General features: G+C 67.1%; 27 protein-coding genes. 11 read left to right on the top strand and 16 right to left on the bottom strand.

Annotation, left to right across the window (positions count from 1 at the left end):
* Window positions 1–53 precede the first annotated feature (53 nt).
* From G335_RS0107225 to G335_RS0107185, 9 genes are all read right to left on the bottom strand, one after another.
* Window positions 54–839, bottom strand: coding sequence for a metal ABC transporter permease (locus G335_RS0107225; RefSeq protein ID WP_018176321.1), 786 nt, complete (start codon window positions 837–839; stop codon window positions 54–56).
* Complete coding sequence (locus G335_RS0107220; protein ID WP_018176320.1) at window positions 829–1,437, bottom strand: ATP-binding cassette domain-containing protein; 609 nt, start codon at window positions 1,435–1,437, stop codon at window positions 829–831. Before G335_RS0107220 ends, G335_RS0107225 begins: the two co-directional genes overlap by 11 nt.
* A 98-nt stretch (window positions 1,438–1,535) precedes the next feature.
* Entirely contained in the window at window positions 1,536–2,462 is a 927-nt protein-coding gene (locus G335_RS0107215) for a metal ABC transporter substrate-binding protein (RefSeq protein WP_018176319.1), read from the bottom strand.
* A gap of 85 nt (window positions 2,463–2,547) precedes the next feature.
* Window positions 2,548–3,843: a hypothetical protein gene (locus G335_RS0107210; RefSeq protein WP_018176318.1), complete on the bottom strand. Its 1,296-nt coding sequence runs from the start codon at window positions 3,841–3,843 to the stop codon at window positions 2,548–2,550.
* A 151-nt stretch (window positions 3,844–3,994) separates the two neighbouring features.
* Window positions 3,995–4,507, bottom strand: a complete 513-nt coding sequence (locus G335_RS0107205; RefSeq protein WP_018176317.1) for a DNA-deoxyinosine glycosylase — start codon at window positions 4,505–4,507, stop codon at window positions 3,995–3,997.
* Window positions 4,508–4,548: 41 nt separating this feature from the next.
* On the bottom strand, window positions 4,549–5,031 hold the full coding sequence (locus tag G335_RS0107200; protein ID WP_018144752.1) for a transcriptional repressor: 483 nt from the start codon (window positions 5,029–5,031) through the stop codon (window positions 4,549–4,551).
* A 49-nt stretch (window positions 5,032–5,080) separates the two neighbouring features.
* Window positions 5,081–6,109: an alpha-L-glutamate ligase-like protein gene (locus G335_RS0107195; protein ID WP_018176316.1), complete on the bottom strand. Its 1,029-nt coding sequence runs from the start codon at window positions 6,107–6,109 to the stop codon at window positions 5,081–5,083.
* Window positions 6,109–7,644 carry an inactive transglutaminase family protein gene (locus G335_RS0107190; RefSeq protein WP_018176315.1) on the bottom strand — a complete coding sequence of 512 codons (1,536 nt, stop codon included), beginning with the start codon at window positions 7,642–7,644 and terminating at the stop codon, window positions 6,109–6,111. The genes G335_RS0107195 and G335_RS0107190 overlap by 1 nt, the downstream gene beginning before the upstream one ends.
* Window positions 7,641–8,135: an ATP-dependent zinc protease gene (locus G335_RS0107185; protein ID WP_026313101.1), complete on the bottom strand. Its 495-nt coding sequence runs from the start codon at window positions 8,133–8,135 to the stop codon at window positions 7,641–7,643. Before G335_RS0107185 ends, G335_RS0107190 begins: the two co-directional genes overlap by 4 nt.
* A 178-nt stretch (window positions 8,136–8,313) precedes the next feature.
* Between G335_RS0107185 and ppsA the strand changes: the two genes are divergently transcribed.
* The 4 genes from ppsA to G335_RS0107165 all read left to right on the top strand — a co-directional run bounded on the left by ppsA (window position 8,314) and on the right by G335_RS0107165 (window position 12,741).
* A complete protein-coding gene (gene ppsA / locus G335_RS0107180) occupies window positions 8,314–10,686 on the top strand; it encodes a phosphoenolpyruvate synthase (protein ID WP_018176314.1) in 2,373 nt (790 codons plus the stop codon).
* The gene (locus G335_RS0107175) at window positions 10,679–11,509 is read left to right on the top strand and encodes a pyruvate, water dikinase regulatory protein (protein ID WP_018176313.1); all 831 of its coding nucleotides are present in this window, start codon (window positions 10,679–10,681) and stop codon (window positions 11,507–11,509) included. The genes ppsA and G335_RS0107175 overlap by 8 nt, the downstream gene beginning before the upstream one ends.
* A gap of 81 nt (window positions 11,510–11,590) precedes the next feature.
* Complete coding sequence (locus tag G335_RS0107170) at window positions 11,591–12,151, top strand: YggT family protein (protein ID WP_018176312.1); 561 nt, start codon at window positions 11,591–11,593, stop codon at window positions 12,149–12,151.
* Window positions 12,152–12,288: 137 nt separating this feature from the next.
* Window positions 12,289–12,741 (top strand): DUF4426 domain-containing protein, encoded by a 453-nt coding sequence (locus tag G335_RS0107165; RefSeq protein WP_018144745.1) that lies wholly within the window; start codon window positions 12,289–12,291, stop codon window positions 12,739–12,741.
* Window positions 12,742–12,790: 49 nt separating this feature from the next.
* Here the strand turns inward: G335_RS0107165 and G335_RS0107160 are convergent, their stop codons facing one another.
* Both G335_RS0107160 and G335_RS0107155 read right to left on the bottom strand, forming a co-directional pair.
* On the bottom strand, window positions 12,791–13,453 hold the full coding sequence (locus tag G335_RS0107160; protein WP_018176311.1) for a sulfite exporter TauE/SafE family protein: 663 nt from the start codon (window positions 13,451–13,453) through the stop codon (window positions 12,791–12,793).
* Between the two features lie 15 nt (window positions 13,454–13,468).
* On the bottom strand, window positions 13,469–13,942 hold the full coding sequence (locus G335_RS0107155) for a TerB family tellurite resistance protein (RefSeq protein WP_018169225.1): 474 nt from the start codon (window positions 13,940–13,942) through the stop codon (window positions 13,469–13,471).
* A gap of 43 nt (window positions 13,943–13,985) precedes the next feature.
* Here G335_RS0107155 and G335_RS0107150 point away from each other — a divergent pair, with 43 nt between their 5' ends.
* Both G335_RS0107150 and G335_RS0107145 read left to right on the top strand, forming a co-directional pair.
* Window positions 13,986–14,627 (top strand): 7-cyano-7-deazaguanine synthase, encoded by a 642-nt coding sequence (locus G335_RS0107150; RefSeq protein WP_018176310.1) that lies wholly within the window; start codon window positions 13,986–13,988, stop codon window positions 14,625–14,627.
* Window positions 14,624–14,863, top strand: a complete 240-nt coding sequence (locus G335_RS0107145; RefSeq protein WP_018144741.1) for a hypothetical protein — start codon at window positions 14,624–14,626, stop codon at window positions 14,861–14,863. Before G335_RS0107150 ends, G335_RS0107145 begins: the two co-directional genes overlap by 4 nt.
* On the opposite strand, the gene G335_RS0107140 is transcribed toward G335_RS0107145, so the two are convergent.
* Complete coding sequence (locus G335_RS0107140) at window positions 14,856–15,590, bottom strand: HAD family hydrolase (RefSeq protein ID WP_018176309.1); 735 nt, start codon at window positions 15,588–15,590, stop codon at window positions 14,856–14,858. The two genes, G335_RS0107145 and G335_RS0107140, sit on opposite strands and share 8 nt — an antisense overlap.
* A gap of 41 nt (window positions 15,591–15,631) precedes the next feature.
* On the opposite strand from G335_RS0107140, the gene G335_RS0107135 reads away from it, so the two are divergent.
* The 3 genes from G335_RS0107135 to cysQ all read left to right on the top strand — a co-directional run bounded on the left by G335_RS0107135 (window position 15,632) and on the right by cysQ (window position 17,957).
* On the top strand, window positions 15,632–16,336 hold the full coding sequence (locus G335_RS0107135) for a hypothetical protein (RefSeq protein ID WP_019572082.1): 705 nt from the start codon (window positions 15,632–15,634) through the stop codon (window positions 16,334–16,336).
* A 190-nt stretch (window positions 16,337–16,526) separates the two neighbouring features.
* Window positions 16,527–17,072 (top strand): ADP compounds hydrolase NudE, encoded by a 546-nt coding sequence (gene nudE, locus G335_RS0107130; RefSeq protein WP_018144738.1) that lies wholly within the window; start codon window positions 16,527–16,529, stop codon window positions 17,070–17,072.
* A gap of 51 nt (window positions 17,073–17,123) precedes the next feature.
* Entirely contained in the window at window positions 17,124–17,957 is an 834-nt protein-coding gene (gene cysQ, locus G335_RS0107125) for a 3'(2'),5'-bisphosphate nucleotidase CysQ (RefSeq protein ID WP_019572081.1), read from the top strand.
* A gap of 15 nt (window positions 17,958–17,972) precedes the next feature.
* Here cysQ and G335_RS0107120 read toward each other — a convergent pair whose 3' ends face one another.
* From G335_RS0107120 to purH, 3 genes are read right to left on the bottom strand one after another with little or no spacing between them, the layout of a single operon-like run.
* On the bottom strand, window positions 17,973–20,459 hold the full coding sequence (locus tag G335_RS0107120; RefSeq protein WP_018176307.1) for a glycogen/starch/alpha-glucan phosphorylase: 2,487 nt from the start codon (window positions 20,457–20,459) through the stop codon (window positions 17,973–17,975).
* A gap of 43 nt (window positions 20,460–20,502) precedes the next feature.
* A complete protein-coding gene (purD, locus tag G335_RS0107115) occupies window positions 20,503–21,792 on the bottom strand; it encodes a phosphoribosylamine--glycine ligase (protein WP_018176306.1) in 1,290 nt (429 codons plus the stop codon).
* A gap of 13 nt (window positions 21,793–21,805) precedes the next feature.
* The gene (gene purH, locus G335_RS0107110) at window positions 21,806–23,371 is read right to left on the bottom strand and encodes a bifunctional phosphoribosylaminoimidazolecarboxamide formyltransferase/IMP cyclohydrolase (protein ID WP_018176305.1); all 1,566 of its coding nucleotides are present in this window, start codon (window positions 23,369–23,371) and stop codon (window positions 21,806–21,808) included.
* A 492-nt stretch (window positions 23,372–23,863) separates the two neighbouring features.
* On the opposite strand from purH, the gene G335_RS0107105 reads away from it, so the two are divergent.
* Window positions 23,864–24,682, top strand: coding sequence for a class I SAM-dependent methyltransferase (locus tag G335_RS0107105; protein WP_018169217.1), 819 nt, complete (start codon window positions 23,864–23,866; stop codon window positions 24,680–24,682).
* Window positions 24,679–25,527 (top strand): methyltransferase domain-containing protein, encoded by an 849-nt coding sequence (locus G335_RS0107100; protein WP_018176304.1) that lies wholly within the window; start codon window positions 24,679–24,681, stop codon window positions 25,525–25,527. Before G335_RS0107105 ends, G335_RS0107100 begins: the two co-directional genes overlap by 4 nt.
* Before the next feature lie 29 nt (window positions 25,528–25,556).
* On the opposite strand, the gene G335_RS0107095 is transcribed toward G335_RS0107100, so the two are convergent.
* A complete protein-coding gene (locus G335_RS0107095; protein WP_018176303.1) occupies window positions 25,557–26,291 on the bottom strand; it encodes an arginyltransferase in 735 nt (244 codons plus the stop codon).
* Between the last annotated feature and the right edge of the window lie 12 nt (window positions 26,292–26,303).

The raw sequence follows: 26,303 nt of genomic DNA, 5'->3' as shown, positions 1-26,303 counted from the left end.
GCTGCAGCGTATTGGTGGCGCCGCGTTCATGGTTGAGCGGGGGGGCGCCTTGTTCAGCGGTTGCGTTCGCCATATACCGACGCGGCGAGGCGGGCGCCGCTGGCGAGCGCTACGTTCACCAGTACCAATACGGGGGCAAAGGGCTGATTCAGAGGCAGACTGAGGCTCCAGGCGATCAGGAAACCCGCCAGGGCGATGGCCTGGGTCCACAGGAACAGCCCGCGCAGATTGCGCGCGAGATAGGCCGCACCCCAGGCGGGCAGCAGCAGGGTCGCGAGGGCGGCGGGCAGGCCCAGGACCATGCTGCCCAGCACGACCGCGGCGACCAGCCAGCCGATCTCGGTGAGTCGTTGCCACGTCGGCGGGAGGCGTGTGGCGGGGACATCGGGAGCGAGCTGCGCATGTCGCCATACGCGGTACAGTCCGGGCGCGAGCAGGATGCTGGCGACCGCCAGCACTGCCACCGCCCACAATTCGTTCGGCCCGGCAAAGTACAGCTGGCCTTCGGCCCAGGCGGCCGCCGCCAGGCTGGCCTGGGAGAAGTTGGCGGCCAGCAGGGTCACGGCCGCGAGACCGGCCAGAAAGACCCCCAGCGGCAGGCGCTCGCGGTCCGTGCTGCGCTGTAGCAGGGCCATCATCCCGGTACCCAGGACGAGGGCCACGAGCAGGACCGGCCAGTGCAGCACCGAGGCCAGGACCCCGCCGACGGCGGCCCATTGGCCCAGCGCGAGTGCCTGCCAGACCGAGCCGCGCAGGAACAATCCGGCGCCGGCGAGACCCAGCACGCCGGTGATCATCAGGCCTGCCACGAAGGGTATGAGTAGCAGGTCACCCAGCATGGATGTATTCCGTCAGTGGGTGGCGTTCGACCCCGGCGGCCTCCAGGAAATCGTCGTCATGGCTGGTCATCAGCAGTGTGGTGCCGCCTGGCAGGCTGATGATCAGCTCGATCGCATCGTGGCGCACCTCGGCATCCAGATGATTGGCGGGCTCGTCCAGTAGCACCAGACGCTGCGCCGGCGGGCGAGCGGCGTGGCTGGCCAGGGCGGCGGCCAGGCGCAGCAGTTGCCATTGCCCTCCGCTTAGGCGGTCGAGCCGCCGGTCCATCAGGGCGCGCACGCGTGCCTGTTCGGGGGGGGGCGCCCCCATTGCCCGGAACCAGTCGTGTCCGGACAGCGGCCACGGCTGGCGGCGTGGGTGGTCCTGCGCGAGCAGGCTGATCCGGGCTTGGGGGGCAAGTTCCAGGTGACCGTGATGCACCCGCGCCTGTCCCGTCAGGGCCTTCAGCAGAAGCGATTTGCCAATGCCGTTGGGCCCGGTCAGGGCCCAGCGCGAGCCGATCGGTACGTCCAGGGTCAGCGGGCCCAGCACCGGCCGGTCAAACCCAAGATACGCGGCGCGGGTGTGCAGGATCGGAGACGAGCTTTCAGTCGGCATGTGAGTGTCGGGCATTCGGGCCATCGCAAATGATAACGGACCCGAAACGTTGCGTTCCGGGTCCGTCGCGGCTGGTCAATTTCTGGAAAGGGACTCGATTACTGGCGCGGCAGCGTCTCGGCCCAGGTGGTCATCAACTCCAGGTAGCCGTCCAGCGAGGAATCCGCGGGCGGATCCAGCGGCACCGCGTGACTGGTCCACCCGAGGTTGCGTTCCAGGAACTCCGCGCCACGCGCTGGCTGGAAGGCCGCGTAGAGGACGGTGCCTTCGGTGCCTTCCAGGTCGCTCACCAGGCTGCGCAGGTGGCGCGCGGTGGGCGGGATGCCCGGGGCCGGTTCCAGATAGCCCACGATCTCGACCGGGAGCCACTCCTCGAGGTAGTCGAGGTCCTCGTGGTAGACCACGATGCGCTGGTCCGGCGCGACCTTTTCGGCCAGGGCCTCGGCGTGGTCGCGCAGGCGCTCGGCGGTGCGCTCGGCGCGTTCCGTGAAGGTGGCGGCATGATCCGGGCGCAGGTCGCCCATGCGCTCGGCCAGCGCCAGGGCGATGTCTGCCATGCGCAGCGGGTCGGCGTTGAAGTGCGGGTTGCCCTCTTCGTGGACGTGGCCCATGTTCGGACCATCCATGGTGATCGAGCGGCGCAACTCAACCATGTCCGCGGCACGGAAGTGACCCGGCTGGCCGGAGTTGATGGCGCGGTTGCGGGCGCCGCGCTGGGCGGCCGGCAGCCAGCCTTCCTCGAGCCCTGCGCCGATCTCGAGCAGCATGTCGGCTCGGCGCAGGGCTGCCATGAAACTGGGGCGAGCATCGAGATAGTGCGCGTCACGGTCCGGTGGCGCGAGCACGCGGACCTCGGCCTCGTCGCCGCCAATCTCGCGGGCCAGGGCGCCCAGGGTAGAGGTGGTGGCAACGATGTTCAGTCCGGCGGCGGCCTGCGACGGCAGCAGGAGCAGGCCCAGGAGTACCAACGAGGCGAGGGCGGCGAGCGCGCGGGGCATGCGGACGCGAGTCTTGCGATAGGACATGCGGGACTCCTTTCAGATCGGGGTATGGGCGGAGGCTGGCAGGGACGGGAACAGTCCACGCCGGCCTCGCGAGGTCGAGCGATGCTTAGAAGCGGTGGGCGCCGTGGGCGCCGAGGGCCACGTTCAGCTGCAGCAGGAACTCCAGGCCGCGATCGCGATCGCCGTGGTCATCGACAAAGTCGTTCTGGGACAGCTGGGCGCGCAGGAATACGGGCTCCACCGGGCGGAAGGTCACCTGGGCGGTGTGGCGATAGGAGGTGCCGAAGGACTCGCCGTCGCCGCGGCCGACGTCGTTGCTCAGGCCCAGGGCCTCGGCGCGCAGGCCGGCCTCCCAGCGCGGGGCAAAGCCGTAGACGCCCTGGACGTAGATGCCGTCCTGCTGGTTCTTGAACGACTGTTCGTTGCGTACGAAGCCCACCGGCCCGTTGCCGTCGGCTTCGAAGTTCACGTCACGGCGGTCGACATCGATCTCGCGGTAGAAGTACTCGCCCTGCAGGCGCCAGTCGCCATGGCCGTAGGCGCGGCCGGCACTGTATTTGTAGACGGCATCCAGGCCGGCGAACCAGGCACTGCCGTCCCAGTCCTCGAAGCGAGTGGAGTGCTCGTCGGTGACCTGGTAGCTGCGGGCGTAGCCGCCGGAGACACCGAATTGTGCGGCGTGGTCCGGCCCGAGATCCGGCCCGATCTTGGCAAAGGCGGTGACCAGGCGTGGACCGGAGCGGTCGCGCAGGATGCGGTCCTGATCGTTCAGCGACGACTGGCTGCCTTCGTAGTTGGCGATCCCGCTGGTCTCGCCCTGCAGCAGCTCCACACCCAGCTGGGTGTAGGTCGCGGTGGGGGCGAGCCAGGTCGCCTGTACGCCCTTTTCCAGCAGGCCGTGGTCGCCGAACAGGTACTCGTTGACCAGCGGGCGGTTCACGAAGTCCCACTCGTGCGGGTGGCGGTTGTTGATGTAGCCGATGTCAGACAGGAACTTGCCCGCCTTGAGCTGGAGGCCGCCGGGCAGGGCGCGGGTGGTCAGGTAGGCCTCGTCGACCTCGATGTCCTGGTCGTCGAATTCGATGATCACGGTGGCGTCCAGGAGGTCGCCGAGACGGGCCTGGAAGCCCAGCTCCGAATGGCCCAGATTGAAGCCGTCGTCGAGGCCGTGGTCGTCGCCATTACCATGGCCGTGATCGTGGCCGTCGTCGAAGCCGGCGGGCGAATCATTACCGTGCGAGAGCTCGTTGTAGTAGATGCCCTCGAGGATCAGGGAGACGTCCATGCCCCAGGCGGACTCGTCGTCACTGGTGGTCCATTGCGCCGCGGCGGCTCCGGGGGCGGCGAGGGTCAGGCTGGCCAGCGCGGCGAGGACGGAGCGTGAGAACGGGGTGAGGGGCATGTCGGGCTCCTGGTTGCGCGGCAGTCTGCCGGTCCGGGCAGTGCCGATCAACGAAATTGGACTGTTATAGCGTAACGGATAACAAAGCGAACGTTATACAATAACAAGCGAGGTATCAACCCCCCGATCGGGCGCTCCGGTGTGCTGCCGGTCAGTCGCGTGGAAGGCCGGCGCGGGCGAAGGCGTTGCGCCAGGGTTCCAGCTTCTCGGTCAGGCTGAGGCGGGCGTTGGCCGGGCTGGTGGAGGGCAGGCGCAGGGCCTCGAGGCCCAGGGCGCGGGTCTCGCGGATGCGCCGCGCGCTTTCGGCGCCGTTGTGGATGATCACGCGCAGGTCCGGGGCCTCGCGGGTCAGCCGGGCGAGATCGTTGGGGACCGGGGCGCGGATGGCGCTGTCCAGGCTCCCCTCGCGCGAGCAGGCGCCGTACACGTCCCAGAGGCCCACGCCGTGGTCGAGCAGGCGCTCGATGCGCTCGGGGTAATCCATTTCCGGGAAGGGCTCGCCCAGGATCTGTCCGACAATCGGCCAGAACTGGTTGCGCGGGTGGGCGTAGTAGGCCTGGGCCTCCAGCGAGGCGACGCCGGGAAAGCTGCCCAGCACGATCAGGCGGGTGTCCGCACGCAGGATGGGCGGGAACGCCTCGAGGGTCGGTGCGGCGGCGGTCATTGGAGGGCGGGGTTCAGGGTGGGCTGTGCAGACGCGCGGCGTCAGGCGCGGTCCTGCTGCCCCCGGCGGCAGTCCCCGCACTGGCCATGCAGCTCCACCATGCGCGAGTCGATGGCGAAGTCCTGGGCCTCGGCCTCGTGCTCCAGCGCCTGGCTGGCCGGCTCCGGGGTGTGGAACTCGGTGATCTGGCCGCAGCCGTCGCAGATCATCAGGGCCGACTCGTGGCGCTCGCCGGGGTGCGAGCAGGCGACGAAGCCGTTGAGGCTCTCGATACGGTGGATCAGGCCCTGCTCGAGCAGAAAGGCCAGGGTGCGGTACACGGTTGGCGGCTTGATGCTGTGATCATCGGAGGACAGCGCGTGGATCAGGTCGTACGCCTTGATGACGCCCTCGGTGCGCAGGATCTGCTCCAGGATGCGCCGGCGCTGCTCGGTCAGGCGAGCACCACGGGTGGCGCAGACGCGTTCGGCGTCGGCCAGGGCCTGTTCGATGTCCGGCGTCTTGGTCTCGGCGGCGGCAGTCATGCGCCTAGGATAGCCCAAACGATCACGGTGCCCGTAACCGCCTCGGTGATCAGGCGGGTTCGGCGGCGCGGGAGGTTTCGGTGTCGGGCTCGGTTGGATGGGTCGCCTCGGGGCGCGCGAAGACCTCGGCGGACCACCGGGCGCGTTCGGCGGCCGGCTCGATGTCGCGGGCCACCATGTGTGCATCCACCGCGAGGATGCGGTGGTCCAGGCCTTCGCCGTTGGCGATCTGGATGGCGAGCCCGGGCCGGGCGTTGAGTTCCAGGATCAGCGGCCCGCGGTCGGCATCGATCACCACGTCCACCCCCAGGTAGCCGAGCTCGCTCAGCTCAAAGCAGCCGGCGGCCAGTTCCATCAGCTGATCCCAACCGGGGATTTGCAGACCGACAATGCTCTTTTCGCTGTCGGGGTGCTCGCGGCAGGGCCGGTTGTAGCGCACTCCGCCGATGGTGCGGCCGGAGCCGAGGTCAATGCCGGTTCCCACGGCACCCTGGTGCAGATTGGCCTTGCCGTCGGAGTCCTGGGTTGGCAGGCGCATCATCGCCATTACTGGGTAGCCGCGATAGACCACGGTGCGGATATCCGGCACGCCCTGGTGCGAGACCTCATCGAAGATCGAGGAGAAGCGCACCCGCTGCTCGATCATGGCGGCATCCGGTCGGCCACCCAGGCTGTACATGCCCGAGAGGACGTTGGCGATGTGATCGTCCAGTTCGCTCAGCTCCATGGCGCGACCACCGGCCCGACGAGGCCGATCGCCGCGCCAGCCGTCGATCACCAGAATGCCGTCGCCGGCCGCGCCGTGGGCCGGCTTGATGACGAAGCCGTCTTCATAGTTCCGCAGCTGCTTCCGCACGTCGCGAATCTGGCGCAGGGTGCGTACGACGCCGTACAGATCCGGCACCGAGAGCCCGGCATCCAGGGCGAGTTGTTTGGTCTGCAGCTTGTCGTCCACCCGTGGGTAGAATCGCCGTGCGTTCCAGGCGGCGATATAGCGGGCATTGCGGGCGTTCATGCCGACGATGCCCTGCTCCTTCAGCAGTTTCGGGCGCACGAAGCGCGGCAGCCAGGCCGGCATTAGTCGGTCCTCCGCATCGCATCCTGGATGCGTCCGAAGCGGAACAGTTCGGTCAGGCGGTAGCCGGTGTAGCGTCCCAGCAACAGGGTCACGGCCAGCAGGACCAGCAGCAATTCCGGGAACACGAACAACAGGTGTTCCAGCTGGCGGTTGGCCATCAGCCCGTAGGCCGCGGCCGCGACGGCCAGGCTGCCAATCCCCTGGGTGATGGCATCGGCGGGGCCGTGTTCTTCCCAGACCACTGACATGCGCTCGATGGTCATGGCGAGGATGACCATCGGGAACAGTGACAGCGCCAGGGCGCGCTCGAAGCCGAGCTGGTGCGACAAGATGCTGATGCCGAGCATGAGCATGATGACCACGCTGACCACTGCCGCCAGACGCGGGACCAGTAGCAGTCTGAGGTGCTCGAGGTAGAAGCGCACCACGAGACCCAGCGACACGATCAGCGTGAACAGGATGATCCCGGCCAGCAGCTGGGTCTCGCGGAAGGACAGTGCGATCAGCACTGGCATGAAGGTGCCGAAGGTCTGCACGCCGATCACGTTGCGCAGGAACACGATGATCATCGCGCCCAGCGGCACCATCAGCAGCACCCGGTAGGTGTTCTGTGTGCCCAGCGGCAGGTTCAGGGTGGAGAAGTCGAGGAAGCGACTGTCCAGGGTGTCGCCGAAGCGCTGGATGGTCGCCAGGGCATCCTGCACCCCGCGGGCCACCGCAAAGCGCACCTCCGCGTTCTCGCCGTTGGATATCTCCAGGAGCGGGGCGTCGCCATGCGACCAAACGACCACGTCGGCGGGGTACTCGATTTCGCCGCTCTCCGGGTCGATGGGCACCCAGCGCCGCGTGTTGTGAACCTCGAGCCAGGTCTGCGGCTCGATGTCGCGGCGCCCGTCGACCAGGCGCAGGGCGGTCACCTGCCGGGCCGGGATGCGCGCGGTGGCCAGCAGCTCGATCAGGGTCTCGGCCCGGCGGGCGCGATTGTCGTCGCTCTCGATAAACACGGCCGCATTGGAAGCCGGTGCCGCGTTGGCGAGGTCATTGACCAGTACCGAGGCAAAACTCCGGATGTCCGAGGAGCGCCCGCGGACGTCATCGATCAGCGCCTCGGCGGCCGAACGGAAGGGTTCGCTCCAGTCGGGCACGGCCACTGGCCCCGGGTAGTCGGATTCCGAGCGGTCGTCTCCGTCACGGTAGAGCGTGGCGCGGTAGTACAGCACCTGTTCGCCGCGCGGCTGACGGGTCGTCCACTGGGCCAGGCGATCCTCCGCCTGGAGGACGGTGTTCAGGCCGTAGCCGCGGGATACGAAGCCTTCGTCCAGGATGGAGAAATTCGGCAGGCGGTGTGGGATTCGAAGCTGCACCGTGGTGGCCTCGCCGGTGGCCTGGAAGCGCACGCGGGCCTCCACCTGCCAGGTCTCGGCGGTGGCGTCCGGCTGCAGGGGCATCCCCAGCGCGCTGACCTTGTAGGCGAAGACCCCGAGTCCGATCGTACTCAGCAGCACGATCAGGATCGGCAGGTGGAAACGCTTCACTGGTCATCCGTCGCGCAGTCGGGCGCGCGCAGGTGCTCCGCGCCGGAGTCCACCAGGATGTGCCCGGCCATGTGGCTGCGCCCGATCAGGGCTTGGTATTTCAGAGCCGTGCGGTCGATCAGGCTGGTGTCGGCGGTCAGGAGCTGGTCGCCGATACAGAACTCCATGCGCACCACCGGGCGTTCCTGCGAGTCTCCGCTGTGCCTGCGAATGCGCACGATGCGCTCGATCGGTCGCTCCAGGGTGATGCGCGCGTCCTCGTCGTCCGGGTCGATGATCTCGAAGCGGATCCAGTCTTCACCGTCCCTCTCGAAGCGCTCCTTGTTTAGCGCGTTCAGCGAGGAGGAGGTGGCACCAGTATCCATGCGCGCCTTTAGCACGATGTCTTCCTCGGCGATGCGAACGTTCTCCACAGCACCCAGGATGGCCATGGAACCCCCTGACTCCTGGGCCCCTGCGGATTGCGTCAGGAAGGCCAGGACGAGCAGCATGGTCGGCAGGATGGATTGGGTTAAGCTGGAACGACGGGCGGCTGGAGCAGTCACGCAGTCTCCTGAAGGTTACAAAACGCTGAAGTGTAGCTGATCACGTTTGTTACCCCGTGTTAAGGGGTTCACAAAGCCTAGGGAAGCATTAGATCAGTGTGGCCCTAGGAGTTCAGGAGTTGCCATGAGCTGGGTAGTCGATCTCGCCGATCTGACCATGAACGATGTCGCCCGGGTGGGTGGCAAGAATGCCTCGCTGGGCGAGCTTCTGGGGCAGCTCGGTGCCGCCGGGGTGCGCGTGCCGGGTGGATTTGCCACGACCGCGGATGCCTATCGCGCCTTGCTGGCGAAGGACGGGCTGGACGCGCAGATCAAGGCGCGCCTGGCGGATCTCGATATCGACGACATCGAGGCCCTGCGCGCGGCCGGGCGCGAGGTGCGCGGCTGGGTCGAGCAGGCCGAACTGCCGGGCGAGCTGGAGGAGGCGGTGCGCGAGCACTACGCGCAACTGGGCGATAACGTGCCGGTGGCGGTGCGTTCCTCGGCCACAGCCGAGGACCTGCCCGAGGCCTCGTTCGCCGGGCAGCAGGAGACCTTCCTCAACGTGCGCGGCATTGATGCCCTGTTGCAGCGGCTGCGCGAGTGCTTCGCCAGTCTCTACAACGACCGCGCCATCGCCTACCGCGTGCACAACGGCTTTGCCCATGACGAGGTCGCGCTGTCGGCCGGCATCCAGCGCATGGTGCGTTCCGACGTCGGCGCCAGTGGCGTGATCTTTACCCTGGATACCGAGAGTGGCTTCCGCGATGCGGTGTTCATCACCGGGGCCTGGGGCTTGGGTGAGACGGTCGTGCAGGGCGCCGTGAACCCCGACGAGTATCAGGTCTACAAGCCGGCGCTGGCGGCCGGAAAACGCGCCATCATTGGCCGTGCCCTGGGTACCAAGGCGGTGCGCATGGTGCTCACGGAGGACGGTACCCGCACCGAGGACACCCCGACGGACCTGCGCCACCGCTTTTGCCTCTCCGATGCCGATGCCGAGCAGCTGGGGCGCTATGCGGTTGCCATCGAGCAGCACTACGAACGGCCGATGGACATCGAGTGGGCGCAGGATGGCGAGACCGGCGAGCTGTTCATCGTGCAGGCGCGTCCGGAGACGGTGGAAAGCCGCGTCGAGCTGGGTGCGGGCGAGCGCTACGAGCTGGCACCGCACGACGCCGAGCCGCTGGTGACCGGCCGCGCGATCGGTTCGAAGGTGGGGGCCGGTATCGTGCGCGTGCTGGATTCGCCGGATGCGATGCACACGATGGAAGAGGGCGACATTCTGGTCGCGGACATGACCGACCCCGACTGGGAGCCGGTGATGAAGCGCTCCGCTGCGATCGTGACCAACCGCGGCGGACGTACCTGCCACGCGGCGATCATCGCCCGCGAGATGGGCATCCCGGCGGTGGTCGGTTGCGGTAACGCAACCGAGGTGCTCTCCGACGGCATGGAGGCGACGGTATCCTGCGCGGAGGGCGACGACGGGCACGTGTACCCCGGCAGGCTCGACTACGCGGTCAAGAAGACCGAGATCGGCGAACTGCCGGAGTTGCCGGTCAAGCTGATGCTGAATGTGGCCAACCCCGGGCGGGCCTATGCCTTCTCGCAGCTGCCACACGCGGGGATCGGTCTGGCGCGGCTGGAATTCATCATCAACGGCACCATCGGCGTGCACCCGCTGGCGCTGCTGGACTATGCCGAGGACCCGAACCGCCTCGAGCCCGAGGTGCAGGAGCAGATTGCCGAACGCCTGCGTGGCTTTGACGACGGCCCACGCGAGTTCTTCGTGCGCAAGCTGTCCGAGGGCATCGCGACGCTGGCAGCGGCCTTCGCGCCGGAACCGGTGATCGTGCGCCTGTCCGACTTCAAGTCCAACGAGTACGCCCATCTGATCGGTGGTGCTGGCTACGAGCCGCACGAAGAGAACCCCATGCTCGGCTTTCGCGGGGCCTCACGCTACCGCTCGGAGGTCTTTCGTCCGGCGTTCGCCATGGAGTGCGAGGCGTTGCGCCGGGTCCGCGACGAGATGGGCCTGGACAATGTTCAGGTTATGGTCCCGTTCGTGCGTACGCTTACCGAGGCCGAGGACGTGATCCGGGTGCTGGGCGAGGAGGGCCTGCGCCGCGGCGAGCAGGGCCTGAAGATCGTGATGATGTGCGAGATCCCGTCGAATGCCCTGCTGGCGGCGCGCTTCCTCGAGCATTTCGACGGCTTCTCCATCGGCTCCAACGATCTGACCCAGCTGACCCTGGGGGTCGACCGCGACTCCGGACTGGTGGCGGATTCCTTCGACGAACGCAACGATGCGGTGAAGGCGCTCTTGAGCATGGCGATCCGCGCCGCCCGCCGCGCCGACAAGTACATTGGAATCTGCGGCCAGGCCCCGTCCGACTATCCGGATCTGGCGGTCTGGCTGATGAGCGAGGGTATCGATTCGCTGTCGCTGAATCCCGATTCGCTGCTCTCCACCTGGGAGCAACTGGCGAAGGTCGGGGGGGCGACAGATGACTGAGTCCGTCGCCCAATGCCCGCAGGTCTATCTGGTCTCGGACGGCACCGGGATCACCGCAGAGGCCCTGGCGCGCTCGCTGTTCACCCAGTTCCCGGATGTCGACCCGGCTTGGCACCGGCTGCCCTTTGTGCAGACGCCCGGGCGTCTGGCCGCCGTGTTCGCCCGGGTCGAGGCTGGGCCGCAGCCCGCACTGGTGGTGGCCACCCTGGCCAATGCTGACTTGCGGGCTGATCTGCACCAGAGCTCGGTGCCGGTGATTGACGTCTTCGGGGAGCACGTCGAGCGGCTGGAGGGGCTGCTGGGGGTGGCCTCGCAATCGGCTTCCGGGCGTGCCCACGGCATGGGCGATGTCAGCCGCTATGACCGGCGCATCGAGGCCCTGAACTACACCCTCGCCCATGATGACGGTTTGGCCGTGCAGGACCTGTCGGTCGCCGATGTCGTGCTGCTGGGTGCCTCGCGTTCCGGCAAGACGCCGACCAGCCTCTATCTGGCCATGAACTACGGGCTGTTCGCGGCGAATTACCCGCTGGTCCCGGAGGACCTGCGCCAGGGCGACATCCCGCACATGCCGGAAGGGCTGCGAGGCCTGGGTAGGCGCCTGGTGGGGCTGACGATCACCCCGCAGCGGCTCGCGCAGATCCGCGAGGGCCGACGGCCCGACAGCCGTTATGCCAGTCTGGCCCAGTGCCGGGCCGAGTGTGCGGCGATCCAGGAGTTCTTCGACAGCTGGCAGATCCCGCATCTGGACGTGACCGAGCTGTCGATCGAGGAAATCGCGACCCGGGTACGCGACTGCATGGATACCCGCCGCGGCGTTTGATCCGCGCCTCCCTGGCTTGGCATCCTGCCGGGCTTGCCGGAGAATGGGCGCGGTTCACTCGCTGCATCGCAAGGAGTCTGCATGCCCGCCACCGGAACCGGACAAGAGATCGCCATCTTCCTCGTTGGCGTTGTCTTCGGGATTTATATCATCCTGTTGATTTTGAGGACGATCTTCGGCCTGGTGCGGGCCGATTACTACAACCCGATCTCGCAGACCATCGTGATGCTGACCGACCCGCCGTTGCGGGTGTTGCGGCCCGTGATCCCCTCGGTCGGGCGGGTCGATCTGGCCGCGATCGTGCTGATGATCGTGCTCAAGTTCATCGAAATCTGGTTGCGCGTGCTGATTGTGGGTGTGGATGCCGGGGTCGGGATTATCCTTGCCGTGGCAATCCGGGAATTGCTGACCACGGTGATCTGGGTCTTCATCATCGCGCTCATTGCCGAGGTGGTGATGAGCTGGCTTCAGGCGGGGGGCGGTTCCACCAACAATCCCATCATGCGGCTGGCGGGGGCGGTGACCCGCCCCATCCTCGGCCCTCTGCGCCGGGCCCTGCCGAATACCGGCGCGATCGATTTTTCGCCAATGATCGCCCTGGTTGGGCTTTATATCTTGCTGATTATCGTGCGCTCTTTTTGAGGTGGATTGCCGTCCGGGCGAAATGCACGGGGCGGCCTTGCCTGTTCGGGTGCAAAACGGGCTAGACTCGGGACGAGGGGCCCCTGCGGCAATGCCGCCGCCAGGTCCTCGTTTCTCAAACGGAACAGGAGTCAGTCATGGCAAGAGTGCATCGGGTCATCACCGGCTTTCTCGTCGCATTGGCGGCGGTTGCTCTCGGAAGCTCGATCGCATCCGCCAACGAGGCGGAATTCGACAATTACGTCGTCTACTACAACGTGATCAACACCACCTTCCTGTCCCCGGAGGTCGCGCGGGCCTATGACGTGCGGCGCAGTTCCAACCGGGCCATGGTCAACATCAGCGTGATGGAGCGGGGCGACAACGGCTTGCAGGCGGTCTCCGCGGAAGTCAGTGGCTCGGCCACCAACATGAACGACCAGATGCGCAGCCTGCGCTTCCGCGAGATTCAGGACGGTGATGCCATCTATCACCTTTCCGAGGTGACGGTGCGGGGCGGGGAAACACTCGAGTTCCAGATCGACATTACCCCGGCGGACAGCGATCGCACGCTGCCGATCCGTTTCACCCGCGACTTTTACGCCGACTGAGCCCCGCCCCGGCGCTCGCGAACGATGCCCCGCTCGTCCGGGCGGGGCATCACAGCACCAGGCCTAGCAGCATCCATGCGCCGTACAGTGCGACCCCGCCGCCGGCGATCCGGCGGACCCAGGGGCGGCGCACGAAGGCCGCCAGGCGCGCGGCGAATACCCCCATCAGCAGCAGATTCGGCAGCGTCCCCAGGGCGAAGGCCCCCATCAGGGCGGCCCCTTCCAGCGCGCCGCCGGCACTGAGCGACCAGGCCAGCACGCTGTACACCAGGCCGCAGGGCAGCCAGCCCCACAGCCCGCCGACCATCAGCGCCTGACCGGCATGGCGCACTGGCAGGAAACGCCGGCCCAGCGGCTCGATGCGGCGCCACAGCACGCCACCGGCCTGTTCCAGGCGGGCCAGGACCGGCCACCAGCCCCCGAGATAGAGCCCGAGCAGGATCAGGAAGGCGGCGGCGATGCCCTGGAGGATCGCCTGCCCGGCGGGCAGGCCGCCGAGCAGGCTGGCCCCCAGCCATCCCGCCAGCGCGCCGGCGACCACGTAACTTGCCATGCGCCCGAGATTATAGGCCAGCAGGAGGTCGAGCCCGGGTCCGCGGCGGCCGTGGCCCATGGAGATCGCGCCGACGATGCCGCCGCACATCCCCAGGCAGTGCACGCCACCGAGGATGCCCACGGCCAGGGCCGCCAGCAGGGTGCCCGGATCACTCATCAGAAAGCGCCTCGGTCAGCGAGGGTCGGCCGCATCGCCGAGCACCTCGTGCTTGGTGCGGATGAAGGTCGCGTGCGGGATGTAGAGCAGGTCTGCCAGGTGCCGGATTACCGCTTCCTGGCGCTTGTTGAGGTCGCGGTTGGCCCAGGCGGCACGCCACAGGGCGCGCATGATGTCGGTCTTCTGCCCGGCATCAAAGGACGCGTTCACTTCGCGCACCATGGGGTGGATGGAGATCAGTTCGTCGCTATCCTCCTGGGCGATCTCCAGCATCGCATCGGCGGTATCGCGATCCAGCCGGAACAGTTCGATCAGGCTGGCGCGCACGGACTCCAGTTCCTCGGCGTGCAGATCAAAGTCGGCCCGGCAGACCTCCATGATCAGCGCCGCCGCGGCGCGTTGCAGGCGCTCCTCGGGGGCGCCCTCGGCGCGGTCGCTGCGTTCGGCGCCCAGCAGGCGCTGCCAGTGGCTGCGTAGTTGTTCGATCAAGTCAGGGTCTCCGTGGTCTTGCGCTGTGCGGTATGGTGCCCGAATGGAATCCGCCCGGCCCGAATCCCCCGATCTTCTCCTGCTCTCCGGCGGCATCGAGAGCAGCGCCTTGTTGGCGCAGGAGCATGCCGCCGGCCGCTTGTTGCGTGCCGTGTGGGTCGACTACGGCCAGCGCAATGCCGCGCGCGAATGGACCGCGGTGGAGCATCTGTCGGCGGTCTACGGTTGTGCCCCCATCGCGCTGGATCTCCAGTCCCTGCGCACGGCCTTCACCCGCCGCAACGACTGGGTCGGGCACGTGCCGCTGCCCCAGCGCAATCTGCTGGTGCTGGCCCTGGCGGTCAACTTGGCCGAGCACCACGGCGCGGCACGCATCCTGCTGGCGCTGAACCGCGAGGATCAGGGGCATGGTCCGGGTTCGCAACCGGGGTTTGTGCAGCAGGTCTCGGAGCTGGCCGCAGGTCTGGTGCCCGGCCTGCAGGTCGAGGCCCCGCTGATCGACCGGAGCAAAGCCGAGATCATTGCCGCCACCGACCCGCTGGGGATCGATTGGCGTCACACCTGGAGCTGCCTTCTGGCACAATCGCGCCAGTGCGGGCGTTGCCCGCAGTGTCAGGCCCGGCGTGCCGCGTTCGCCGCGGCCGGCATCCCCGACCCGACCGACTACCGCGAAGCCCCCCGATGACCGATCCCGCCATTCCCCGTCATGTCTCCGAGCGTCTGGAGATCGCCATCCTTACCGGTGAGACCCTGCAGCTGAACTGGGTCGAGCCCAATTCCAGCCAGGCCTGGTGGGGCAAGGTGACCCCGCGCGAGGTGCGCGAGGCGGACGGGTGCCATTGGCTCGACGGGGAATGCGAGGGCCGTACGGTGCAGATCCGACTGGACTTGATCCGCAACCTGCCGACACCGGTCAAGTAGCCGCCACGCCTCCCGGGTCGCTCAGGCCGGGCAACAGGTCCGCGAGCGATTCCAGCAGTTCGAAGTCCTCCGAGTGCATGGGCTCGCCGCGCTCGTCCGGGTAGCGCATCCCCCGCAGTTCGGCGATCCCTGCTCCGGCGGCGCTGGCCAGCGCCAGCAGGTTGTCGTCCACCAGCAGCGTCCGTTCCGGAGCGTACGGTGCGACCCGCTGCAGGCGTTCCCAGAAGCTGCCGTCTTCCTTGGCGCAATCGAGGTCGTGGGCGGAGACAATGGTATCCAGGCGGTCGCCAATGCGGGTGAGCCGGTGCTTGAAGGCGTAGACCTGCGGGTGGGCGTTGGTGACCAGCACCCGCCGCCGCCCGGCCCTTTGCAGGGCACCCAGGACTTGATCGGCATGCGGTTTCAGGGCGATGTGGTGGGCCAGTTCGCGTTTCAGGCCGAGGATGTCGAGACCGGTAAAGCGGGTCCAGTGATCCACGCAGTACCACTCCAGCTTGCCGCGCACCCGCTGCATCTCGTCCTCCAGGCGGCGGCGCGCGCATTCCGGGTCATCCGGTTGGCAGCGGATGTATTCCTGCGGGATCAGTTCACGCCAGAAGCGATTGTCGAAGTGCAGATCCAGTAGCGTCCCGTCCATGTCGAACAGCACAGTGTCGATGCGATCCCAGGCGATCGCCGCGCGGGCCGCGGGCGGGCGCGGATTTTTTTCGGGGTTTTGCAGGTCCACAGCTAACGGCTACACGAAAGAGGGTGACGACGATGGCCCCCATGGTACCCCAATCGCGGTTCCTTCCCGCGCCCCTGCTTCTTGCGCTGATGGCGCTGCCGTTGGCGGTGCAGGGGATGGACCCCGGCGACCCGGACTACGACCCGCTGGAGGACGACAGCCTGTGGGGCGAGACGGTCTCCCCGGACCAGACCCAGACCACCAGTCCGGAGCTGACCTTCCTGCTGGAGGAGCCGGACCGGACTCCGCATCACCACCAGAACCAGATCCGCATCACGCAGTCCTCGCTGGAGGACGGCTGGGCCGATCTGCGCCAGTGTCACAATGATGTGGCGGCCATTCGGCGCATGGTCATTGTGTACAATGAAGCCAGAATCGACGAGCTCCAGGTCGAGTCCACCCGCAATATCGAATCCGCGCGTGCCGAGGGCGATCGCGTGGACCTGCGCGGGGTGCAGCGGGACGCCGAGGTCTGCGTGACCGCGCGCATGAAGATCGTCGAGGACGAGGGGGACGGCGTCTATCGCCTGGAGAACGGCCCGTTCGTGCGCCGCTTCCTGGATGGCTACTTCCCGATGCGCGTCACCATGGCCGTGAGCTGGGGCGATCTTGACCTGCGTCTGGCGGAGACCGATCCGGCCGACCAGGACGGGTTCGAGGTGGTCACCTCCGATCACGGCTTCATGTTCGACACCTTGTTCGAGGGCGAACTGCGTACCCTGGTGCGGCTACGCAACAGCCATTAGGGAAACGCTGACGCATTTACCGCTCGCGCTTGACGTGTTTGCGTGCGAACAAGGTGCGGCGCTGCCGTGCAGTCCCTGTGCGGCAGGTGAGCCGCAGCGCCGTGCGCGCGAAAAGGCGGCGGAGCCCGTAGGGTGCCAACGCGAGCGTGTACATTAAGCAGCGTTTTCCTACATGTATCCCGGAGGGCGCATGAGCCGAGACAAGCCGGATGTCCAGGGGCGGCGTACGGTCGCCAGCAGCCGCCTGTTCGAGGTGGAGGAGCTGGATCTCGAATTCAGCAATGGCGCGCGCACCTGTTTCGAGCGTCTGGTCAGTCGCGGCCACGGGGCGGTGATCATCGCCCCGGTGCAGACCGACCGGACCGTCCTGTTGATCCGCGAGTACGCCGCCGGCACCCACCGCTACGAGCTGGGTCTGCCCAAGGGGCGGATGGAGGCGGGCGAGGACATCCTGACTGCCGCCAACCGCGAGATCATGGAGGAGGTCGGCCACGCCGGGCATCGCCTGACCCACCTGGGCGCGCTGACCGTGGCACCCGGCTACATGGCCCACCAGACCCATCTGGTGCTGGCCGAGGACCTGTACCCGCAGGCCGCGGAAGGCGACGAGCCGGAGGCGCTCGAGGTAGTCCCCTGGTCGCTGGACCGGCTGACCGAGCTGGTCGCCCGGGAAGACCTGACCGAGGCGCGCTCCATCGCCGCGCTGTACATGGTGCGCGATTACCTCGACGCCTGAGCGCAACCCTGCCAAGCTAGGCGGAACGTTTCGGGAAAACGGGAGTTCCCCATGCATGCTCCGCCGAAGGATTCGGCTCTTACTGCCCTGATGCACGAGGTGGCTGCGCTGGCCGACCAGGCCGGCCACGCGATCCTCGAACTCTACGAGACGCGCTTTGCGGTCACCGAAAAGGCCGATCATTCGCCGCTCACCGAGGCCGATCTGGCTGCCCACCGGATCCTTGCCCATGGGCTGGCCGACATCGACCCCGACTGGCCCGTGTTGTCGGAGGAGGGGCAGGACGTGCCTTTCGAGCGCCGTCGCCAGTGGCAGACCTACTGGTTGATCGATCCCCTCGACGGCACCCGCGAGTTCGTCAAGCGCAGCGGCGAATTTACCGTGAACGTGGCCCTGATCCACGACCACGAGCCGGTGCTGGGCGTCGTCTGGTGCCCGGTGCTCAAGCGCCTGTACGCCGGTCATCGCGATGGCGTGGCCATTCGCCGTGACGAGGATCAGCCCCCGCGGGAAATCGCAGTGGCGCGCGACCGTATTGGCACCGATCACCCATTGGTGGCGGGCAGCCGTTCGCACGGGGCGGAGCGACTCAAGGTCGCCCTCGACCGTCTGGGTCCCCACGACCTGGTCAGCATGGGCAGCTCGATGAAGCTGTGCCTGGTGGCCGAGGGAGCCGCCGACATCTATCCGCGTCTGGGGCCCACCAGCGAGTGGGATACCGGCGCGGCGCACGCCGTGGTCCGGGCCGCAGGCGGACGGGTGACGGATCTCCACGGGCAGGAGCTGCGTTACAACATGCGCGAAAGCCTGCTGAACCCCGAATTCCTGGTGTGCGCGGGCAACCCCGACGGCTGGTTGCGCCGCCTGGGGCTTCCCGACGCCTGAGTCCCCCGCTCCGTGTCAGGCGGCGCCGTTGGTCCGCGACGGGGCCACCGGCTCCGGCGTGATATCCCAGATCTGGTCGGCGTAGTCGCGCACCGTGCGGTCGATGGAGAAGTACCCCATGCGCGCGACATTCAGGATGGCTGCCTCGGCCCATGCGGTACGGTCGGCGTACAGGGCATCCGCCCGGTCGCAGGCCGCGGCGTAGGCCGGATAGTCGGCGATCACGAAGAACGGGTCCTCGTGGCGCAGGTAGCGCCCAAGGTCGCCATGGGTCCCCGGGTCGTCGCAGGTAAAGAACCCCGATTCGATCATCTCCACCGCGGCGGCCAGGTTGGGCTGCTGCGCCAGGATGGCCTCGGGGCTCGGGCCGTTGCGGCGATGCTCGACCACCTCGTCGGCAGTCATGCCGAAGATGAAGATGGACTCCTCGCCCACCGCGTCGCGGATCTCGATGTTGGCGCCGTCCAGCGTGCCGATGGTCAGGGCCCCATTCAGCGCCAGCTTCATGTTGCCGGTGCCGGAGGCCTCGAAACCGGCGGTGGAAATCTGCTCGGAGACATCGGCCGCCGGGATGATGATGCTGGCGGAACTGACCTCGTAGTTGGGGAAGAACACGCACTTCAGGCGGTCGCCCACGACCGGATCGCGGTTCACGATGTCGGCCACCTCGTTGATCACCTGGATGATGCCCTTGGCGCGGGCATAGCCGGGTGCTGCCTTGCCGCCGAACAGGACCACGCGCGGCGGGACGTCCTCGCCGGCGCGAATGCGCTGGTAGAGATCCACCACGTGCAGGAGTTTCAGCAGCTGGCGCTTGTATTCGTGGATGCGCTTGATCTGCACGTCGAACATCACGTCCGGGTTCAACTCCACGCCGGTGCGCTCGCGGACCAGGTCGGTCAGGCGCTGCTTGTTGGCGCGCTTCACGTCCATGAACGCCTTTTGCAGGTCGGGATCCTGGGCGTAGGGCTCCAGCGCGCGCAGACGGTCAAGGTTGTACTGCCAGTCGTTGCCGATGCGCTGGCCCAGCAGTTCGGTGAGCGCGGGGTTGGACTGGATCATCCACAGGCGCGGGGTCACGCCGTTGGTGACATTGACGAAGCGCTCCGGCCACAGGGCGTAGAAGTCCTCGAAGAGGGTCTCCTGCAACAGCTGGGTATGCAGCGCGGCCACGCCGTTGACGTGGTGCGAGCCGACCACGGCCAGGTGGGCCATGCGCACGCGGCGGCCATGGTCCTCGTCGATGATGGACAGCCGGGTCAGTCGGTCGTTGTCCCCGGGATAGCGGTGACGGACCTCTTCCAGGAAATCCTGGTTGATACGGTAGATGATCCCCATATGGCGTGGCAGAACGCGCTCCATCAACTCCACCTGCCAGGTCTCCAGGGCCTCGGGCATCAGGGTGTGGTTGGTGTAGGCGAAGGTGCGCCGGCTCAGGTCCCAGGCGTGGTCCCAGGGCTGTTCATGGTGGTCCACCAGCAGGCGCATCAGTTCCGCCACGGCGATCGCCGGGTGGGTATCGTTGAGCTGGATCGCAATCTTGTCGGGCACTTCATCGAGGCTGTAGCCGAGCGCCAGATGGCGCTCCAGGATGTCCTGCAGCGAAGCGGAGACGAAGAAATACTCCTGTTTCAGCCGCAGTTCCTTGCCGATCGCGGTGGCATCGTTCGGGTACAGGACCATCGAGATGGTCTCCGACTCGGCCTTGTCCGAGACGGCGCGGATGTAATCGCCCTCGTTGAAGTAGCGCAGGTCGAAGTCGCGGGTGGCCTTGGCCGCCCACAGCCGCAGATTGTTCACGTTGCGCCGGCCGTAGCCCGCCGTCGGGTAGTCGTAGGCCATGGCCAGGACTTCCTCGCCGTCCTCCCAGGTGTAACGGGTGGAGCCGTCGGGGTCATGATGCTCGACCACGTAGCCGTAGAAGTGGATCGGGAATTTGCGATCCGAGCGCGGGAATTCCCAGGGGTTGCCGTAGCGCAGCCAGTTGTCCGGGTGCTCGACCTGTTGGTAGGGCTCGAACTCCTGCCGGAACATTCCGAATTCATAGCGGATGCCGTAGCCGTAGCCGGGGTAGCCCTGGGTCGCCAGCGACTCGAGGATGCAGGCGGCCAGGCGCCCGAGGCCGCCATTGCCGAGGGCGGCGTCGTCTTCCAGGTCGAGGATGGTATCCAGGTTCACGCCGAGGTCCGCCATCGCCTGGCGTGCCGGCTCGAGGATGCCCATGTTGCGCAGGTTGGCCTCGAGCATGCGCCCGATCAGGTATTCCAGCGACAGGTAGTAGACGCGCTTGACGTCCTCGTCGGCGAATTGCCGGCGGGTCAGCAGGCGCCGCTCCACCATGCGTTCACGGATGGCGAAGGTGAGTGCTTCCATCCAGTCGCGTTCGGTGGCTTCGCGCGGGTCTTCCCCCACCACGCGGACCACGGCATCGCGGATCGATTGCCGCAGGCCCTCCGCGTCGTTGGGGAGGTTGGGCAGGTGCGTGACTTCGGGGGCGGCCATCGGGTGGTTCTCCAGGAGGGGGTAGACGCGCTGTTGCCCGGGGTTATCCCTCCCGGGCGACGGCGCGATAGCCGATATCTGTTCGGCAGTATATATCGTCGAAATGAATCTGTTGTACGGCCGCGTAGGCCTTTTTCTGCGCGGCCTTCACGTCCTCGCCGAGGCCGACCACGCACAGCACGCGGCCCCCGGCGGTGACGATCGTTCCGTCTTCGCCCTGTGCGGTCCCGGCGTGGAACACGTGGGCATCGGGATCGCGTTCCACGGCCTCCAGGCCGGTGATGGCATCGCCCTTGCGGTAGGTTCCGGGGTAGCCGCCGGCGGCGAGGACCACGCCCAGTGCCACGCGCGTATCCCATTCGGCCCGGACTTGGTCCAGGCGGCCTTCCAGCGCGGCCTCGACCAGTTCGCCGAGGTCGGAGTCCAGGCGGCTCAGGATCGGCTGGGTCTCGGGGTCGCCGAAGCGGCAGTTGAACTCCAGCACCTTCGGGTTGCCCGCGGCGTCGACCATCACGCCGGCATAGAGAAAGCCGGTGTAGCGTTCGCCATCGGCGGCCATGCCCTGCACGGTCGGCTCGATAACCTCGCGCAGGATGCGCGCGTGCAGGGCATTTGTCACCACCGGGGCGGGCGAGTAGGCCCCCATCCCGCCGGTGTTCGGGCCCCGGTCGCCGTTGTCGCGCGCCTTGTGGTCCTGCGAGGAGGCCAGCGGCAAGACATGCTCGCCATCCACCATGCAGATAAAGCTGGCCTCCTCGCCGCGCAGGAATTCCTCGATGACCACCCGGTTCCCGGCCTCGCCAAAGGCATTGCCGGCCAGCATGTCGTGAACCGCGGCGCGCGCCTCGTCTTCGGTCTGCGCCAGGATGACGCCCTTGCCGGCGGCCAGGCCGTCGGCCTTGACCACGATGGGTGCGCCGTGGGTAGCGATGAACTCAAGCGCTGCGGTCTCGTCCTCGAAGCTGCCGTAGGCGGCGGTCGGGATGCCGTGGCGTTGCATGAAGTCCTTGGCGAAGCTCTTCGAGCCCTCTAGCTGCGCCGCCTTCGCGGTGGGGCCGAAGCAGCGTCGTCCGGCGGCGCGGAACGCATCCACTACACCGGCGACCAGCGGGGCCTCCGGGCCGACGACCGTAAAGGCCACTGCCTCGCGCTCGGCCAGGGCCAGCAGCGCGTCGATGTCGGTGACGCCGATGTCGACGTTCTCGCACTTCGCTTCGCGCGCGGTCCCGGCGTTGCCGGGGGCCACCAGGACGCGTTCGATTCGCGGGGACTGCGCCAATTTCCACGCCAGGGCGTGTTCGCGGCCGCCGTTGCCGATTACCAGTACGTTCATGGGAGGCCCCGGATCAGTGACGGAAGTGGCGCATGCCGGTGAACAGCATGGCGATGTCGTGCTCGTTGGCGGCGTCGATCACCTCCTGGTCGCGCATCGAACCGCCGGGCTGGATCACCGCGGTGATGCCGGCCTCGGCGGCGGCGTCGATGCCGTCGCGGAACGGGAAGAAGGCGTCCGAAGCCATCACCGAGCCGGCCACCTGCAGGCCCTCGTCGGCGGCCTTGATGCCGGCGATGCGCGCGGAATACACCCGGCTCATCTGCCCGGCACCGACCCCGATGGTCTGTTCGTCGCGGGCGTAGACGATCGCGTTGGACTTTACGTACTTGCCCACCTGCCAGGCGAAGCAGAGGTCCTTCATTTCCTGTTCCGAGGGCGCGCGCGCGGTCACGGTCTTCAGCTCCACATCGGCCAGGCTGCCGCGATCGGCATCCTGTACCAGCAGCCCGCCGCCGATGCGCTTGTAGTCGAGGCCGGGACCGACACCCGCCGGCGGGATCTCCAGCACGCGAACATTCTTTTTGGTGGCCAGGGCGCGCAGTGCGCCCGGGGTGATCTCGGGGGCGATGACCACCTCGACGAACTGGCGGCTGACGATCGCGTGGGCGGTGTCGCCGTCCAGCGGCCGGTTGAAGGCGATGATGCCGCCGAAGGCCGAGGTCGGGTCGGTCTGGAAGGCGCGTTCGTAGCCCATCAGCTGGGTCGGGGCGACGGCCACGCCGCAGGGGTTGGCGTGCTTGACGATCACGCAGGCCCCGGCCTCGAACTGGCGCACGCATTCCCAGGCGGCATCGGCGTCGGCGAGGTTGTTGTAAGACAGTGCCTTGCCCTGGTGCTGGCGGTAGCTGGCCAGGGTGCCGGGTGCAGGCTGTGGATCACGATAGAACGCGGCGCGCTGGTGCGGATTTTCGCCATAGCGCAGGGTCTCGACGCGTTCGAAGGTGGCGTTCAGCTGTCCTGGGAAGGGGGCCATCTCCCCATCCTCGTCGAGGGCCGAGAGGTAGTTGCTGATTGCGGCATCGTAGCGCGCTACGTGATCGAAGGCCGCGACCGCCAGGCGGAAGCGCAGCGACTGCGGCACCTCGCCATGGTCGCCGATGGCCGCGGCGATCTCGCTGTACTGGTCGGGGCTGGTGGCCACGGCCACGTCGCGGTAGTTCTTGGCCGCGGCGCGCAGCATCGCCGGGCCGCCGATGTCGATGTTCTCGATGGCGTCTTCCAAGCTGCAGCCGGGGCGGGCCACGGTCGCCTCGAAGGGATAGAGGTTCACCACCAGCAGGTCGATCGGCGGGATGTCCTGCTCGGCCATCACCGCGGAGTCGATGTCGCGCCGGCCGAGCAGTCCGCCGTGGATGCGCGGGTGCAGGGTCTTGACTCGGCCATCCATGATCTCGGGGAAGCCCGTGTGCGCGGAAACCTCGATTACCGGAAGGTTGTTTTCGGCCAGCAGGCGGGCGGTCCCGCCGGTGGACAGAAGCGCCACGCCGCGTTCATGCAGGGCGCGGGCGAGCTCCACGACGCCGGTCTTCTCGGAGACCGACAAAAGGGCGCGCTGGATAGGGCGGCTGGGGGTCATGCGGGGCCTCGGGATCGCTGCAAAACGACCATTATATCGAACGCGCGGCCCGGATGGATCGGCATTCGGCGTCGCGAAGCCAGGGTCGCCAGACGGGCCCTCAGCTTGTAATTTTTGCGCAAAACCTTCAGGGTATAAAAACGATTTCGGACACAACGCCCGCGTTCAGACGCATCGCGCGGCGCCGTAAACGATCCCCGAGCCAGGCGGGATGGGCCCGCCAGACCACGGCTCGGCATCCGGGTACCGATTGCCCTCCGGATGTGCAGGAAGAACCGGCCAGGCCGGTGTCGGGTGCTGCGAACAACGCACCTGGCGCATTGATACCCGAACACCGGGCGGCACCCGCCTGGCTCGATCGGGCTGCTGGCGAGACCGCCGTGTGATGCGGAGGTCGCGGTTTACTGCGTTTGCGGGGTGTTGTGCCGACGGATCGGCCCAGAGGCCGGTCCAGTCACGCTTACAACAGCAGCAAAGCCAAGAGGAACCAGCATGGCAGCGAATATCAAGAATGATCAGGACTTCGGCGAGAAGCCGACCGAACGTCGCGATACCGAGAACTATCTCAACGAGTACACCACCGGCTTCGTCGACAAGTGGGATGACCTGATCGACTGGGACAACCGCGCCAAGAGCGAAGGCACCTTCTTCATCGAAGAACTGAAGAAGCGCGGCGCCAAGCGCGTGCTCGACGTCGCCGCCGGCACCGGCTTCCATTCCGTGCAGTTGCGCGAAGCGGGCTTTGACGTGGTGACCGCCGACGGCGCCCCCGAGATGCTCGTCAAGGCCTTCGAGAATGGTCGCAAGCGGGGTCACATCCTGCGCACCGTGCAGGCCGACTGGCGCATGCTGAATCGCGATATCTACGGCCGCTACGACGCCGTCGTCTGCCTGGGCAACTCGTTTACCCACCTGTTCAATGAACACGACCGCCGCAAGGCCCTGGCCGAGTTCTACTCCGCCCTGAACCACGATGGCGTGCTGATCCTCGACCAGCGCAACTACGACACCATCATGGACCATGGTTACTCGTCCAAGCACACCTACTACTACTGCGGCGACAACGTCCAGGTGCAGCCGGCCCACGTTGACGAAGGCCTGGCGCGCTTCCAGTACAAGTTCCCGGATGGTTCCGAGTACTTCCTGAACATGTTCCCGCTGCGCAAGGCCTATGTCCGCCGCCTGATGCGCGAGGTCGGGTTCCAGAAGATCGAGACCTACGGGGACTTCCAGGAGACCTATCGCGAGAGTGATCCGGACTTCTTCATCCACGTGGCCGACAAGCGTTATATCGAGGGCGAGGAACGATGAGCGAGAACTACTCCGACGCAGTCGAAACCGCTCGCGACTACTACAACAGCGAGGACGCCGACACCTTCTACAAGATGGTGTGGGGCGGTGAAGACCTCCATATCGGGCTGTACGAGTACAAGGACGAGCCGATCGGCGACGCCAGCCGTCGCACGGTCGCGCACATGTCCGACCTCCTGGGCGAGCCGCAGCCGGAATGGCGCGTGCTCGACATGGGCGCCGGCTACGGCGGTGTCGCCCGCTACCTGGTGGAAAACTACGGTTGCGACGTCACCGCGCTGAACCTGTCCGAGAAGGAAAACGAGCGCGATCGCGAGATCAACAAGGCGCGCCACCTCGACGACAAGATCACCGTGGTCGATGGCTCCTTCGAGAAGGTCGACGAGCCGGACGAGTCCTATGATGTCGTGTGGTCCGAGGACTCCTTCCTGCACAGCCAGAACGAGGCAAAGAAAAAGGTGATCCAGGAGGCCGCGCGCGTCCTGAAGCCGGGTGGCTGGCTGATCTTCACCGATCCGATGCAGACCGACGATTGCCCGGATGGCGTGCTGGACCCGATTCTGGCCCGTATCCACCTGGATTCGCTGGCGAGCCCGGCGCTGTACCGCGAGGCGGCCAAGGCGGCCGGCCTGGAAGAGGTCAGCTTCGAGGAGCACTCCGGTCAGATCTCGACCCATTACGGTCGCGTGAAGCAGGAGCTCGAGTCCCGCGAGGACGAGTTGAAGAACTACATCTCGCAGGACTACATCGACCGCATGAAGCAGGGCCTGCAGCACTGGGTCGATGGCGGCAACTCGGGCTACCTGACCTGGGGCATCTTCCGCTTCCGCAAGCCGGCCCGCTAGGCCGCGCGCGAGGAGGCTGCTGGCCGCCGTCAGGCGGGCAGCAGCCTCCAGACCCCGTCCACGCGGCCTTCGAGCGGCTGGAACCGGGTCTTGTATTCCATCTTCGGCGCCTGGTCGATCCAGTAGCCGAGGTAAACATGGGGCAGACCCAGGCGGTGCGCATGCGCCACCTGGGTCAGGATTGCGAGGGTGCCCAGGCCGCGGCGCGGCTGATCCGGATCGAAGAAGCTGTACATCGCCGACAACCCCTGTGGGGTGCGATCGGTGACGGCCACCGCGACCAGCGTGTCGGCCTGGCGGAATTCGATCAGATCCACTGGGCCGTTGCGGTGGGCGAGCATTCCCGCGTATTCCTCGCGTCCCATCTGTTCCATGCCACCGCCCGTGTGACGGGCGGTCTGGTAGCGCGAGAACAGCGGCATGTGCTCGTCGAGATCGGCGGCGGGCGATGTTCCGGGCTGTTCCGGCGGCCGGCGGATCGTCACCGCGAGATCGCGATTGCGATCCAGGCAGCGGCGCTGGCTCCGGTTCGGGCGGAAGGCCGCAACCGGGATGCGTACGGGCACGCAGGCCGCGCACTCGGGGCAGTGATGCCGATAGACAAACTGACCGCTGCGGCGAAAGCCCTCGGCCAGTAGCTGGCCGAAGCGCGCGCCGCCCAGGCTGACCGCGGGGTCGACCAGCAAACTCTGCATCTCGCGGTCGTCCAGATAGGGGCAGGCCTGCGGGGCAGTAATGAACCAGCGGATCGGATGTTCCTGCATGGCGCTATCGTG

The sequence above is a fragment of the Thioalkalivibrio sp. AKL8 genome, from assembly GCF_000380525.1.
In the GTDB taxonomy this organism is placed as follows: domain Bacteria; phylum Pseudomonadota; class Gammaproteobacteria; order Ectothiorhodospirales; family Ectothiorhodospiraceae; genus Thioalkalivibrio; species Thioalkalivibrio versutus.
The sequence above is the reverse complement of the archived record's forward strand: the minus strand, read 5'-3'. Positions and strand labels throughout refer to the sequence as shown.